This window comes from Curtobacterium uvaldense, assembly GCF_028307415.1.
GTDB lineage: Bacteria > Actinomycetota > Actinomycetes > Actinomycetales > Microbacteriaceae > Curtobacterium.
The window spans coordinates 92,885-106,573 of sequence record NZ_JAQMHU010000001.1 but is presented as its reverse complement, the minus strand read 5'-3'; the positions used below and the strand labels follow the sequence as shown (position 1 = coordinate 106,573).

Sequence of the window (13,689 nt, the reverse complement as noted above, 5' to 3'; positions counted from 1 at the left end):
CCGGGGCCCCACCTGTGGAGGAGGCCGTAGACTCGACGACCGTGATCGAACGCACCCGCATCGCCGACCTCGCCGCCCTCCCCGACGGCCCCGTTGCCGTCGCCGGCTGGGTGGAGACCGTCCGCGACCAGAAGAAGGTCCAGTTCGTCGTCCTCCGCGACGAGACCGGCGCCGCGCAGCTGGTGAACCCCGCCACGCGCGAGGCCGAGGACGGCGACGACGACGCCCAGGCCCGGCTCACCGTCACGAACGAGATCTCCGGGCTCGCGCACGGCACCTTCGTGCACGTCCGCGGCACCCTGAAGCACGACGAGCGCGTGAAGCTCGGCGGGCTCGAGGTCAAGGTCGGCTCGCTCGAGGTGGTCAGCGCCGCGAAGCCGGAGACGCCCATCGCGGACGACTCCTCGCTCGACAAGCGTCTCGACTGGCGCTTCCTCGACCTGCGCAACCGCAAGCAGAACCTGATCTTCCGCATCCAGACGACGCTGGAGCACGCGTTCCGCACGTACTGGGTCGAGCGTGACTACATCGAGATCCACACCCCGAAGCTGATGGCGTCGGCGTCCGAGTCGCGCGCCGAGCTCTTCCAGCTCGAGTACTTCGAGACCACCGCCTACCTGGCGCAGTCCCCGCAGAACTTCAAGCAGATGGCGCAGCCCGCCGGCTTCGGCGCGGTGTTCGAGATCGCGGACGCGTTCCGCGCGGACCCGTCCTTCACGAGCCGTCACGCCACCGAGTTCACGAGCGTCGACGCCGAGATCTCGTGGGTCGAGTCGCACGCCGACGTCATGGCGATGCACGAGGAGCTCCTCGTCGCCGGCTTCACCGCCGTCAAGGACAAGTACGGCAAGGAGATCGAGGAGGTCTTCGGCTTCGAGTTCGTCGTCCCGACCGCTCCGTTCCCCCGCGTCACCCTGGCCGAGGCCCGGAAGATCGTCGCCGACAGCGGACACGACGTCGTGCGGGCGGACGGCGACCTGGACCCCGAGGGCGAGCGTCGCGTCAGCGCCTGGGCGAAGGAGACGCACGGCTCGGAGTTCGTGTTCGTCACGGACTACGACGCCTCGATCCGCCCGTACTACCACATGCGTCACGCCGACGACCCGACGCTCACGAACAGCTACGACCTGCTGTTCAACGGCGCCGAGATCTCCACGGGTGCCCAGCGTGAGCACCGCGTCGACGTGCTCGAGGCGCAGGCCGTCGAGAAGGGCCTCGACCCCGAGGAGCTCGGCTGGTACCTCGACTTCTTCCGCTACGGCGTCCCGCCGCACGGCGGCTTCGGCATGGGCCTCGCCCGCGTGCTCATGCTCGCCCTGCACGAGCCGTCCATCCGCGAGGTCACCTACCTGTTCCGCGGACCGACGCGCCTGACCCCGTAGTCACCACCGACGACGACGGCCACCCTCCGACAGGAGGGTGGCCGTCGTCACGTGCGGGCCGGGAGGCGCGGGTCAGCTCTCCCAGTCGATGGCCGCCCGCCCCGTGACGAGCTCGCGGATCTCCGCTGCCGCCGCCTGGTGGTCAGGGTGGAACTGGTACTCGTCGAGACCGGCCAGGTCGTCGAACGTCGCCACGACGGCCAGGTCCTGGTTCTTCCCCGGGTAGGCCACGTTGTCGACGACCTCGAGCGACCGTATCGAGCCGATCGTGCCGACGAGCCCGGTCAGGAGCTCGCGGACGTGCTCGATCGTCGCGGTGCGGTCGAGGTCCTCGCGGACGGTCCAGGAGACGACGTGGTGGATCATGCGCTGGCCTCGGCCTTCTCTGCCTTCTCGAGGGCACCGTGCAGCCGGTCGGCGTCCACGTGCCAGTTGCTGTGGACCCGGCCGTCGACGAGGACGACCGGGATGTCCTCGGCGTACTCCTCGCGCAGCGCGTCGTCGTCGAGGATCGACCGCTCCTCGAGGGTGACACCGGGGTGGGCGGCCACGACCTGCTCCACGACCGGACGGGCGTCGTCGCAGAGGTGGCAGCCGGGCTTCGTCAGGAACGTCACGGCGGGCATGTCCCCACGATAACGCGCCCGGGAACACGAAAGCCCCGGCGGACCGGGGCTTCGGGTGCAAGTACTGGACTTACTTCTTGTTGCGACGCTGGTGACGCGTCTTGCGAAGGAGCTTGCGGTGCTTCTTCTTCGCCATGCGCTTGCGACGCTTCTTGATGACAGAACCCATAGTGGACCTCGCTCGGAACGATGCAGATGTGTGGACACCGGGCCCGAAGAGACCGCGGAAAATCAACCCGGCCGAGTCTAGCGGAGCGCAGCGGTCCTGTCGAACGGGCGCGCGCCGGGCCGATCTCAGCCGACGTCGGCGATGCCGCCGCGCAGGAGTTCGGCGACCGCCGACTCCGGGACGCGGAAGGACCGGCCGAACCGGATCGCGGGGAGCTCTCCCGCGTGCACCATGCGGTACACCGTCATCTTCGAGACGCGCATCATCTCGGCCACCTCAGCGACGGTGAGGAAGCGCACGTCGTCGAAACTGCCGGTCATGGTCCGCCTTCGGGTACCCGCGGATCGCGCGGGGTCGGTGTGACCAGTGTGGTCAAGGGCGAGTGTAGGGGCGCGTGGGACCACGTGTCCAGGAGACTCCAAGCGGACGCTCGACCGTGCTGCGCGAGGGGTCCCCCACCGGTCGGTCAGTCGTCCTCACCGCGGCGCGTGAAGCGCTTCCGGCTGCGGTCGACGACACGCTCCCAGCCCTGCTGCGCACCCGAGAACGCGGCGGTCGCTCGGTGCGAGGCCTCCGCCATGACGCGACCCAGCTCGGTGCCGACCTCGACGGTGGACCGCGCTGCGGTGCCGGTCCGGCGGAACGAGACCGGCTGCCCGTCGAGCGTCCACGAGGTCGTCGCCGGGGTACCGTCTGCGTCGACCGCTCCCGTGAAGGGGACGACCCACTCCTCGAGCCGGACGAGCGGCTCCGGGTCGAGCCGGTAGAAGCGGTGCTGGCCCTCCTCACGGCTGGAGACGAGACCGTGGTCGCGCAGGACGCGGAGGTGCTTCGACACGGTCGGCTGGCTGACGCCGATCTTCTCGACGAGCTGCCCGACGCTGAGTTCGCCGCCGGTGGCGTCCGAGCCGTACGCCGTCAGCAGCGCCCCGAGCAGCTCGCGCCGGGTCGGGTCCGCCACGACGGTGAAGATGTCGGCCATGCGGCAAGGCTAGCCGGACCCGTACGCATGTACCATGACCGCTGACCTGCCCACGGCTCCGGAGGCACAGGATGCTCGACCGCACCGAGCCGCTCAACCGGCACACGCCGACGAGCGGGGTGAGACGGCGTCTGGACGGTGCCCTCGGCGTCCTCCGGTCGTCGCCGTCGCGGCTCGCGATCCTGGTGTTCGTCGCGCTGATCCTCATCTTCACGACCCTGTTCATGACGCCCTGGGCGGCTGCGGACCGGACCCCGACGCACTTCGCGGACGCACTGTTCACGGCGGCGTCGGTCGTCTGCGTGACCGGGCTGGCGACGGTCGACATGGCCACGCACTGGTCGGTCTTCGGCAAGGTGCTCATCGTCGTCGGGACCCAGATCGGCGCCGTCGGCGTCCTCACCTTCGCCTCGATCCTCGGCCTGGTCGTGACACGGCGGCTGGGGCTCCGTGCCAAGCTCATCGCTGCCGGCGACTCGAACCCGCTCCGCACGCACTCCGGCGCCGTCCCCGAGGGGCAGGCCGTGCGGCTCGGGGAGGTCGGCACGCTCCTGCTCACCGTGGCGGTGAGCACCCTGACGATCGAGATCGCGATCGGCGTGCTCCTGCTGCCGTCCACGCTCGCCGCCGGCTACCCGTTCTGGACCGCCGTCGGGGACGCCTTCTACTACTCGGCGATGGCCTTCACGAACACGGGCTTCTCGCCGAACGCCGAGGGGCTCACCCCCTTCGCGAACGACTACTGGTTCCTGTCGCTCCTCATGGTCGCGGTCGTGGCGGGCTCGATCGGGTTCCCGGTGATCCGGGCCGTCACCAAGCAGTTCCGCACCCCGCGGCGGTGGCCCATCCACGTGAAGCTCACGCTGGCCACCAGCGCGGTGCTGCTCGTCCTCGGCGCGGTCGTCTACACGGCGCTCGAGGCCTCGAACCCCCGCACGCTCGGGGACGCCGGCGCCGGACACACCGCGTTCCAGGCGCTGTTCTTCTCGACGATGACGCGGTCTGGCGGCTTCGCCACGATCGACGTCGAGCAGATGCACGGCGCCAGCCTGCTCGTCACCGACATGCTCATGTTCATCGGGGGCGGTTCGGCGTCGACGGCCGGCGGCATCAAGGTGACGACGCTGGCGGTGCTCTTCCTGGCCGCGGTCGCCGAGGCCCGCGGGCGCCAGGGCATGGAGGCGTTCGGGCGCCGCATCCCCGGTGACGTCCTGCGCGTCGCCGTCGCGGTCGTGCTCTGGGGGGCGACGATCGTCGCCGTCATGACGGTGGTCCTGCTGCAGATCACCGGCGACTCGCTCGACCGCGTGCTCTTCGAGGTCATCTCCGCCTTCGCGACCTGCGGCCTGAGCTCCGGCATCTCCGCCGAGCTCCCGGAGGCGGGCAAGTACGTCCTCGCCGCCACGATGTTCCTGGGCCGGGTCGGTACAGTGACCATCGCCGCCGCGCTGGCCGCAAGCCAGAGCCGGCAGTTGTTCCGCCGCCCCGAGGAGAGGCCGATCGTTGGCTGACCGCCGTCCCCGCGCCGACCGTCGCGCACCCCACCCCGTCACCGGAGCCGTCAGCCACGACGCCCCCGTGCTCGTCCTCGGCCTCGGCCGCTTCGGCGCCGCCACCGCCGGTCAGCTCGAGCGCCAGCACCGCGAGGTCCTGGTCGTCGACACCGACGCCGGCCTCGTCCAGAAGTGGTCGGACCGCGTCACCCACGCCGTGCAGGCGGACGCGACGGACATCGACGCCCTGCGGCAGATCGGCGCGCAGGACTTCGCGATCGCGGTCGTGGCCGTCGGGTCGCACCTCGAGTCGAGCGTGCTCATCACCTCGAACCTCGTCGACCTCGGCATCCCGCAGATCTGGGCGAAGGCCGTCAGCCGCTCGCACGGCACGATCCTGTCCCGCATCGGGGCGAACCACGTCGTGTACCCGGAGCGCGAGGCCGGCGAACGGACCGCGCACCTGGTGTCCGGTCGGATGCTCGACTTCATCGAGTTCGACGACGACTTCGCGGTCGTCAAGATGTTCCCGCCGCGCGCCGTGCGCGGCAAGGACCTCGCCACGACCGTCATCCGGACGCGGCACGGCCTCACGGTGCTCGGCATCAAGTCGCCGGGCAGGGCGTTCGTGCCGGCAACCCCGGACAGCGTCATCGGCGAGGACGACGTCATCATCGTCTCGGGGACCGAGACCGACCTGGAGCGCTTCGCCGCGCTCGAGTAGCGACCCGACGTCGGACGGGAGGCCCGTGGCGGACACGGCCACGGGCCTCCCGTCCGTCCCGTGGTCACGCCGGACGGACCGACCGGCACCCGCGGTCAGGACGCGGCGATCTCCTCGGCCCGGGCGATCGCGGCGCGCGACGCGCGGGTGAAGGTGCCGGCGAGGTCGGCCTCCTGCAGCACGGCGACCGCGCGCTCGGTGGTGCCCTTCGGACTGGTGACGGCGCGGCGCAGGTCGGCGGGCTCCCGCCCGGACGCGGCGAGGAGTTCGACGGCTCCCCGCACGGTCCCCTGCACCATCGTCGCGGCCTGCTCCGGGGTGAACCCGAGCGCCTCGGCGGCCTGCTGCCACTGCTCGACGAGCAGGAACACGTACGCGGGCCCCGATCCGGAGACGGCGGACAGGGCGTCGAGCTGCGACTCCGGCACCTCGATGACCTGTCCGGACGCGGCGAACACGCTCGAGGCGATCCCGACCGCGTCGTCGTCGGCCGTGGACCCGGCGCTGATGCCGGTGACACCGTGGCCGACGCCGATCGGGGTGTTCGGCAGCGCCCGGACCACACGGACGCCCGCCGGGACACGCGCCTCCATCGAGGCGAGCGTGGTGCCGACCGCGACGCTCACGACCACCGCACCGGGGTGGAGCGACGCGGCGACCTCGTCGAGGACCTCGCCGATCATGTAGGGCTTGACCCCGAGGACGACGAGCCCGGCCCCGCGGACGGCCTGCCGGTTCGCGTCCGGGTCGGTCTCCGTCGCCGACGCCTCGAGCCCACGCTCGCGCCATGCCGCCGCCGACGCTCCGGACCGGGTGGTGAGCGTCACGGTCGCGGGGTCGAGGCCGGCGGCGAGCAGTCCCTCGAGGACGCTGCCGGACATGGAGCCGACGCCGAGCATGGCGGTGCGGGGCAGTTCGATCGTCATGGTCCCGACCCTACCCAGCGCCCACGCCTAGGATCGGTCCGTCAGGGGGCCGCCTGCGGTGCGGGCCCGGTGCACGGCAGGGAGAAGGGATACCCGTGAGCGCTTCGGGAGGCACGAGGGCGATCGTCGCCGCACTCGCCGCGAACGTCGGCATCGCGATCGTGAAGTTCGTCGCGGCCGCGATCAGCGGGTCCGCCGCGATGCTCGCCGAGGGCGTGCACTCCCTCGCCGACTCCGCGAACCAGCTCCTGCTCCTGCTCGGCGGCCGCCGTGCCCGCCGCGCAGCCGACCAGGAGCACCCGTTCGGCCACGGCCGCGAACGGTACGTGTACGCGTTCGTCGTCTCGATCATCCTGTTCACCATCGGCGGCGTGTTCTCGTTGTACGAGGGCATCGAGAAGCTCGCCGACCCGCACCCGATCACGAACTGGTGGCTCCCCGTCGCCGTGCTCGTCGTCGCGATCGGCCTCGAGGGCTTCTCGCTCCGCACCGCCCTGCGCGAGGCCCGTCCGCACAAGGGCTCGCAGTCGTGGGTGCAGTTCGTGCGTCGGGCGAAGGCCCCGGAGCTCCCCGTGGTCATGCTGGAGGACACCGCGGCGCTGACCGGTCTCGTGTTCGCACTGCTCGGCGTCGGGCTCACGGTGGTCACCGGCAACGGGGTGTTCGACGCGATCGGCACGATCCTCATCGCCCTGCTCCTCATCGCGGTCGCCGTCGTGCTCGGCATCGAGACGAAGAGCCTGCTCGTCGGCGAGGGCGCGAGCGTCGCCGACGTGGAGCGCATCAGGGCCGCCGTGCTCGACGGTCCCGAGGTCGAGTCGATCGTGCACCTCAAGACGCTGTACCTCGGGCCGGACGAGCTCATGGTCGGCATGAAGGTCGCGGTCGACGGGGACCGCCGGCTCGGGGACGTGGCCGCGGGCATCGACACCGTCGAGCAGCGCATCCGCGCCGCGGTGCCGGTCGCCCGCGTGATCTACGTCGAGCCGGACGTCCTCCGGACCGGACCGCGGCCGCCCACCGAAGCGATCGTCATCCGCGCCGCCGACTGAGCGCAGGCCCGTCGAGCCAGGCCTGTCCGGACAGAGCCGTCCGGGCAGGGCCGTCAGGGCAGAGCCGTCAGCGGCGCTCGTGGAAGAACGCATCGAGCAGCTCGGCGCAGGCCTGCTCACGCACGCCCGCGACGACCTCGGCACGGTGCGGCAGACGCCGGTCCCGCGCGATGTCGTAGACGCTGCCGCTCGCCCCGGCCTTCGGGTCCCAGGCCCCGAACACGATCCGCGGCACCCGTGCGGCGAGTGCGGCTCCCGCGCACATCGGGCACGGCTCGAGCGTGACGACCAGGGTGTGCTCGGCGAGGTGCCAGTCCCCCGTCGCCTCGGCCGCCGCCCGCAGCGCGAGCACCTCGGCGTGGGCGGTCGGGTCCTGCCGGGCCTCGCGTTCGTTCCGGCCGACCGCGACGACCTCGCCCGCAGCGTCGAGGACGACGGCACCGACCGGCACGTCCCCGGTCGACAGGCAGGCACGCGCCTCGTCGAGCGCTCGGTCCATCGCCGCGGTGAACGGTCGTCCGGCTGGGTGCTCCACGCGTCGATCCTGCCCCATCGGCACGGTACGCTCGACACCATGCGAGTCCACGTCGCCGACCACCCGCTCATCACCCACAAGCTCTCGGTGCTCCGCGACCGGACCACACCCTCCCCGACCTTCCGTGCGTTGACGGAGGAGCTCGTGACGCTGCTCGCCTACGAGGCCACGCGCAGCGTCCGGGTCACCGCCACGCCGATCGACACCCCCGTCGCGCACACGATGGGTGTCGCGATCGCGAAGCCCCGTCCGCTCGTCGTGCCGATCCTGCGCGCCGGGCTCGGCATGCTCGAGGGCATGGTCAAGCTCGTCCCCACCGCCGAGGTCGGCTTCCTCGGCATGGCCCGCAACGAGGACACGCTCGAGCCGCAGACCTACGCGGAGCGCCTGCCCGACGACCTGTCCGGTCGGCAGTGCTTCGTGCTCGACCCGATGCTGGCGACCGGTGGCACGCTGGCCGCCGCCATCGACTTCCTCTTCGACCGCGGCGCGGAGGAGGTCACGTGCGTCTGCATCCTCGGCGCACCCGAGGGCCTGGCCGCCGTCGAGCAGGCCGTCGGTGACCGCAACGTGAGCATCGTCCTCGGCGCCCTCGACGAGAAGCTCGACGAGAACGGCTACATCGTCCCGGGTCTCGGCGACGCGGGCGACCGCCTGTACGGCCTGGCCGAGTAGCACCCGCTCCCCCGACGCCCCCGTCGACCCGGCTCCGGCCGTGTCGACGGGGGCGTCTCGCGTCTTCGGCGCTCGCGCGGGACGGTGTCGTCGTCGCGAGACGCCGCCGACTCGACGAGACACCGCCGCTTCCGGGTGCGTCTCGCGCGAAGGGCGGCGTCTCGCGCGAGAAGTGGCGTCTCGCGCGCAGACCGCGTGACGCGCACCGCGCCCCGCCCACGCGACGGCGGACGGGAGGCCCGTGGCGGGCCGGCAGCGCGCCTCCCGTCCGGCAGCGGGGTCCGCCCGACCACCGCCTGTCCGCTCTCGTCACCGTCCGTGCGGACGGTTGACAGCGCCTTGGTATACCGCGGATACTCGTCCCATGACTGCAACCGTGTCCTCCCGAGTCCTCTCCGAGGCCCTGGGGAACGCCGGCACCATGATGCCGGCGTCGGCGGTCATGCGTTGTCGAATGTGTGCCTGATCGGTACCCGTTCCAGCCGGATCCCCCGCGACACCACCCCGGTCGCGCGCGTGTGATCCCCGGGTGACAGCACCTCGGCGACGCCCCCACACCGCGTCCCGTCGGAGCGCAGACCACCCGTACCTCCCGGGAGGCCCCGGTCCACCGCAGGACCGCTGGGCGACACGGCGATCAGCCGTACCCGGACCGACGCACTCGACACCGCACGGTGCACCGCACCGCAGCCCCGCCCGGAGAACCGCCATGTCGCTCACGATCCCCCAGCCCCGCACCGCCCTCCGTCCCGCCACCACGGTGCCGACCGACCTCGGCACCGTCACCCCGATCCGTCCGCGTCGCACGCCCGTCGCCCCGCCGGTGCCGAGCGGGATCCCGACCAGCCCGGTCGTCGCTCCGCAGCGGAACCGGGCGCTCCCCGAGGGCACCGAGGCGCGTGGCTTCGCGCTCTACGTCGGCATCGACGAGGCCGCGGCCGCTGCCGCCGGGACGAGCCTCGCGGCCGTGGTCGAGCAGCTCAAGGCCCTCACCGCCCAGCTCGTCCCGTCGTCGGAGACCTACGCCGCCGTCGCCGTCGCCGCCGAGGGGTCCGGGGGCCGCGACGTGGACGTGGTCCGTCTCGCGCTGCAGGACCGCTCCGCCGTGGCCGCCCGCAAGCAGGCCGAGAAGCCCGAGCCCGAGGAGACCGGAGTCGTCATCGACATCTCCCGGAAGCGCGTGACGCTCGACGGCGAAGCCGCTCCCCTGACCTACAAGGAGTTCGAGCTCCTGCAGTTCCTCGTGCTGCGCGAGGGCCAGACCGTCGACCGTGCCGCGATCATCGAGGGCCTGTGGTCCGACGACGAGGACGAGACCCCGAACGAGCGCACCATCGACGTGCACGTGCGTCGGCTGCGCTCGAAGCTCGGTGCGTTCGAGGAGATCGTGCGGACCGTGCGCGGCGTCGGCTACCGCTTCGACCGGCACGCCGACGTCGCGGTGCGCTACGCCTCGACGCCGTCGCCCGACCTCTTCTGATCTGCTCCGACGACGTTCGGCGAACTCGCAGCGAACGGAGCCCGGACACGCTGGCGCGCCGTTACCTCGCCGTTATACAGTCGGAGTCGCAGGCAGTGTTTGCTGTGGCACCGCCTGTGGAATGTGATTGCAGGACACTCTTGGTGCAAGGGAGAGGGCCGGTCGCTCAGAAGGCGACCGGCCCTCGTCACGTCCCGGCCCTCGTCACGTCCCGGCCCTCGTAACATCCCGGCCCGGTCCGCTGTCCCCCGCGACCCGACCGGCGTCACACGCCCCTCGGTAGTGTGGACCGACCGTACGACCGGAGGGACGACGACCGTGGACGACGTACGCCGCAGCGACAAGGCGACCGCCGTCGCGGCCTGGGAAGCCCTGTTCCGGGCACAGGTGACCGTGATGCGCGCACTCAACACCGACTTCCCGGGCGGTGAGATCTCCTTCAACGAGTACGACGTCTGCTTCAACCTGTCGACGCAGCCCGGACGACGCTGCCGGATGCGCGACCTGACCGGTCACCTGCTCCTGACACAGCCGAGCGTGAGCCGCCTGGTCGACCGCCTCGCCTCGCGCGGCATCGTCGAGAAGCAACCCGACCCGTCGGATGCGCGCGGCGTGATCGTCGCCCTCACGGCACACGGCTTCGACGTCTACCGCTCGGTGGCGGTGCAGCACGCGCAGACCATCGCCGACCAGGTCGGAGCCGGACTCGACGACGACGAGCTCCGCACCCTCACGGAGTTGTGCACGAAGCTGCGCACCGCAGCCGGCGGTACCGGTCCCCGTCCGTCCGAGGCGGTGTCCGCGTGAGCGGCGCGGTCGTCTGGCTGCGCGAGGATCTGCGGCTCGGCGACAACCCGGCGCTCCGTGCCGCGATCGACCACGGCGGCCCGGTCACCGTCGTGGTCGTGCTCGACGAGGAGTCCGCGGGCATCCGTCCCGCCGGCGCCGCGAGCCGCTGGTGGCTCCACCACTCCCTCGCCGCCCTCGACGCCGAACTGCGGTCCCGGCACTCGCGACTCGTCCTGCGCCGCGGGAGTGCCGCGCGGGTGATCCCCGAGGTGGTCGCGCAGGCCGGGGCGGACGCCGTCTACTGGAACCGTCGGTACGGCAGGGTCGAGCGCGATCTCGATGCGGGGATCAAGAGCGCCCTGACGGACGACGGCACGGAGGCCCACAGCTTCGCGGCGAACCTGCTCTGGGAGCCGTGGACGGTGCTCACCGGTCAGGGCGAGCCGTTCAAGGTGTTCACCCCGTTCTGGCGAGCGGCACAGGCCATGCCCGAACCACGGCACCCGCTGCCGAAGCCGCGCGACCTGCCCGCTCCCGCGGACGTGGACTCGGACGACCTCGACGACTGGGCCCTGCTGCCGACGGAGCCGGACTGGGCCGGCGGCCTCCGCGACGCGTGGGAGCCCGGCGAGGCGGGGGCGCACCGCAAGCTCGAGCAGTTCGTGCACGACGCGCTCGAGGACTACGACCAGCGTGACGAGCCCGCGATGGCGGCGACCAGCGACCTGTCGCCGCACCTGCGCTGGGGCGAGGTCAGCCCGTACCAGGTGTGGCACCGCCTGCACGGCGAGCTCGAGCCCGAGCAGCGCCGCCAGGCCCCGGCGTTCCTCCGCCAGCTCGCGTGGCGGGAGTTCAACTGGAACGAGTACTTCCACTGCGACGACATCGCGACCGTGAACGTCCGCCGCGAGTTCGACGCGTTCCCGTGGCGTGACGTCGACGACGACGAGCTCGACCGCTGGCGGCACGGGCGGACGGGCTTCGACCTCGTCGACGCCGGCATGCGGGAGCTCTGGCACTCGGGGGCGATGCACAACCGCGTCCGGCTGGCCGCGGCGAGCTTCCTCGTGAAGAACCTGCTCGTCGACTGGCGCATCGGCGAGCAGTGGTTCTGGGACACCCTGGTCGACGCCGACCCGGCGAACAACGCGGGCAACTGGCAGTGGGTCGCGGGCTCGGGCTTCGACGCCGCGCCGTACTTCCGCGTGTTCAACCCCGACCGGCAGATGGAACGCTTCGACCCGCACAAGGAGTACGTGCGGCGCTGGGTCCCCGCGGACGAGGAACGCCCCGAGCCGATGGTGGACCTCAAGGCCTCCCGGCAACGTGCACTGGACGCCTACGACCAGATGCGTCGCGCATGACGGTCCCGCGCGACGTGCTCGCCGAGGTCGACGCCCTGTTCGCCGCGCGGGTCGCCGACCGGGTCGCGCCGAGCAGCGTCTGGGGCGTGTTCGACCGGGAGGGCCTGGTCGCGTCCGGAGGACACGGTGACCGAGGCGACGGGAGCGCGCCCGACGCCGACACCGTCTACCGGATCGCGTCGTGCACCAAGAGCGTGACCGCGGCGACGCTGCTCACCCTGGTCGCCGAGGGGTCCGTCGCCCTCGACGACCCGATCACCACCGCCGTACCCGCGTTCGCCGAGGTCGCCCTCCCGTCGCCGGACGCCCCGGTGCCGACGCTCCGGATGCTCCTGACGATGTCCGGCGGGCTGCCGACCGACGACCCGTGGGCGGACCGGCAGGAGTCGATCGACGACGACGCCCTCGATGCCGTCCTCCGGGCAGGGCTGCTGTTCGACTCCGTCCCGGGCACCCGCTTCGCGTACTCGAACACCGGTTACGCCCTGCTCGGGCGCGCGATCGCCCGAGCAGCCGGCACGCCCTACGCCCGGGCGGTGACGGACCGCGTGCTCCGGCCGCTCGGACTGACCGACACCGTGTTCAGCGCCGCCGAGGCGCGCGGTTTCGTCGTCGTCGGCCAGCGCGACGACGACGGGTCGTGGACCCCGCAGCCGATGACCGGGCCGGGCGCGTTCTCGCCCATCGGCGGACTCTTCTCGACCGTCCGCGACCTGGCGCGGTGGGCCCGGTACCTCGCGTCGGCGTCCACCGCAGCGCCGGAGGACGGGCCGGTCTCCCCCGCGGACCGTCGCGCGATGCAGCAGGCGATGCGGATCGTGCCGTCCTCGGTGGTGCCCGCGGCGAAGCGACCGACGGCGTACGGGTTCGGACTGTTCGTGGAGCAGGACGACCGCGCGGGTGAGATCGTGTCGCACTCCGGCGGCTACCCCGGCTTCTCCGCGCACGTCCGGTGGTCGGTGGAGCACGGCCTCGGCGTGGTCGCGTTCGAGAACGCCACGCAGGCGAAGGTCTCAGCGCCGGCCGAGCGGGCACTCGACCTGCTGCTCGCCGCGGCGCTCGACGCCGATTCGGCGGCGCCGGCGGCCGCCACCACCACGAGCGGATCAGCAGCCGCGCCGGGCGTCCGTCAGACCACGGAGGCCACGCACACCGCGCGTCGGGCCGTCACCACGCTGCTGCAGGCCTGGGCGGACCCGGCCGTCGACGACGACAGCGCGGCAGACCTGGGCGCCGCCGTCTGCACGCCGAACGTCCCCCTCGACCGCCCGTGGACCGCTCGACGGCGCGCTCTGCTCGAGTCCGCGCACGCCGTCGGTGCAGACCTCGCCGCCGCACCGGTCGACGAGCAGTCCTCGGTGCCGTCGCACCTGCGCTGGTGGCTGCCCGGCAGCGCCGGCCGTCTGCGGATCGAGATCCGGCTCGCCCCCCTCGCGGCGGGTCGGGTGCAGAGCCTGACGGTGACGCCGGAGCGTGCCGAGCACTGAACCAC

Annotated in this window: 16 protein-coding genes; 9 read left to right on the top strand and 7 right to left on the bottom strand. The window is 72.2% G+C overall.

Features of this window, described 5'->3' with window-relative positions; genetic code table 11:
* Positions 1–41 precede the first annotated feature (41 nt).
* A complete protein-coding gene (aspS, locus tag PIJ49_RS00585) occupies positions 42–1,382 on the top strand; it encodes an aspartate--tRNA(Asn) ligase (protein WP_251154606.1) in 1,341 nt (446 codons plus the stop codon).
* Positions 1,383–1,454: 72 nt separating this feature from the next.
* On the opposite strand, the gene PIJ49_RS00580 is transcribed toward aspS, so the two are convergent.
* The 5 genes from PIJ49_RS00580 to PIJ49_RS00560 all read right to left on the bottom strand — a co-directional run bounded on the left by PIJ49_RS00580 (position 1,455) and on the right by PIJ49_RS00560 (position 3,159).
* Complete coding sequence (locus PIJ49_RS00580) at positions 1,455–1,748, bottom strand: Dabb family protein (RefSeq protein WP_066655295.1); 294 nt, start codon at positions 1,746–1,748, stop codon at positions 1,455–1,457.
* Entirely contained in the window at positions 1,745–2,008 is a 264-nt protein-coding gene (locus PIJ49_RS00575; RefSeq protein ID WP_066655297.1) for a glutaredoxin family protein, read from the bottom strand. The genes PIJ49_RS00580 and PIJ49_RS00575 overlap by 4 nt, the downstream gene beginning before the upstream one ends.
* Before the next feature lie 70 nt (positions 2,009–2,078).
* Positions 2,079–2,177, bottom strand: coding sequence for a 30S ribosomal protein bS22 (locus PIJ49_RS00570; protein WP_003792170.1), 99 nt, complete (start codon positions 2,175–2,177; stop codon positions 2,079–2,081).
* A 125-nt stretch (positions 2,178–2,302) separates the two neighbouring features.
* Positions 2,303–2,497, bottom strand: coding sequence for a helix-turn-helix domain-containing protein (locus PIJ49_RS00565; protein ID WP_058729786.1), 195 nt, complete (start codon positions 2,495–2,497; stop codon positions 2,303–2,305).
* Between the two features lie 146 nt (positions 2,498–2,643).
* On the bottom strand, positions 2,644–3,159 hold the full coding sequence (locus PIJ49_RS00560; protein WP_066655298.1) for an ArsR/SmtB family transcription factor: 516 nt from the start codon (positions 3,157–3,159) through the stop codon (positions 2,644–2,646).
* Positions 3,160–3,230: 71 nt separating this feature from the next.
* On the opposite strand from PIJ49_RS00560, the gene PIJ49_RS00555 reads away from it, so the two are divergent.
* Complete coding sequence (locus PIJ49_RS00555) at positions 3,231–4,670, top strand: TrkH family potassium uptake protein (protein ID WP_066655299.1); 1,440 nt, start codon at positions 3,231–3,233, stop codon at positions 4,668–4,670.
* A 67-nt stretch (positions 4,671–4,737) separates the two neighbouring features.
* Positions 4,738–5,376, top strand: coding sequence for a potassium channel family protein (locus PIJ49_RS00550; protein ID WP_066655303.1), 639 nt, complete (start codon positions 4,738–4,740; stop codon positions 5,374–5,376).
* Between the two features lie 95 nt (positions 5,377–5,471).
* Here the strand turns inward: PIJ49_RS00550 and proC are convergent, their stop codons facing one another.
* The gene (gene proC / locus PIJ49_RS00545) at positions 5,472–6,302 is read right to left on the bottom strand and encodes a pyrroline-5-carboxylate reductase (RefSeq protein WP_251159589.1); all 831 of its coding nucleotides are present in this window, start codon (positions 6,300–6,302) and stop codon (positions 5,472–5,474) included.
* Between the two features lie 95 nt (positions 6,303–6,397).
* Here proC and PIJ49_RS00540 point away from each other — a divergent pair, with 95 nt between their 5' ends.
* On the top strand, positions 6,398–7,354 hold the full coding sequence (locus tag PIJ49_RS00540) for a cation diffusion facilitator family transporter (protein WP_271825128.1): 957 nt from the start codon (positions 6,398–6,400) through the stop codon (positions 7,352–7,354).
* Positions 7,355–7,421: 67 nt separating this feature from the next.
* Here the strand turns inward: PIJ49_RS00540 and PIJ49_RS00535 are convergent, their stop codons facing one another.
* Positions 7,422–7,853 carry a nucleoside deaminase gene (locus PIJ49_RS00535; RefSeq protein WP_271825353.1) on the bottom strand — a complete coding sequence of 144 codons (432 nt, stop codon included), beginning with the start codon at positions 7,851–7,853 and terminating at the stop codon, positions 7,422–7,424.
* Positions 7,854–7,928: 75 nt separating this feature from the next.
* On the opposite strand from PIJ49_RS00535, the gene upp reads away from it, so the two are divergent.
* The 5 genes from upp to PIJ49_RS00510 all read left to right on the top strand — a co-directional run bounded on the left by upp (position 7,929) and on the right by PIJ49_RS00510 (position 13,684).
* Positions 7,929–8,564, top strand: a complete 636-nt coding sequence (gene upp, locus PIJ49_RS00530; RefSeq protein WP_066655308.1) for a uracil phosphoribosyltransferase — start codon at positions 7,929–7,931, stop codon at positions 8,562–8,564.
* A 709-nt stretch (positions 8,565–9,273) separates the two neighbouring features.
* Positions 9,274–10,044, top strand: coding sequence for a winged helix-turn-helix domain-containing protein (locus PIJ49_RS00525; RefSeq protein ID WP_144411342.1), 771 nt, complete (start codon positions 9,274–9,276; stop codon positions 10,042–10,044).
* Between the two features lie 318 nt (positions 10,045–10,362).
* Positions 10,363–10,851, top strand: coding sequence for a MarR family winged helix-turn-helix transcriptional regulator (locus PIJ49_RS00520; RefSeq protein ID WP_066658477.1), 489 nt, complete (start codon positions 10,363–10,365; stop codon positions 10,849–10,851).
* Complete coding sequence (locus PIJ49_RS00515; protein WP_271825125.1) at positions 10,848–12,197, top strand: cryptochrome/photolyase family protein; 1,350 nt, start codon at positions 10,848–10,850, stop codon at positions 12,195–12,197. Before PIJ49_RS00520 ends, PIJ49_RS00515 begins: the two co-directional genes overlap by 4 nt.
* Positions 12,194–13,684, top strand: coding sequence for a serine hydrolase domain-containing protein (locus tag PIJ49_RS00510; RefSeq protein ID WP_209685034.1), 1,491 nt, complete (start codon positions 12,194–12,196; stop codon positions 13,682–13,684). Before PIJ49_RS00515 ends, PIJ49_RS00510 begins: the two co-directional genes overlap by 4 nt.
* Positions 13,685–13,689 lie beyond the last annotated feature (5 nt).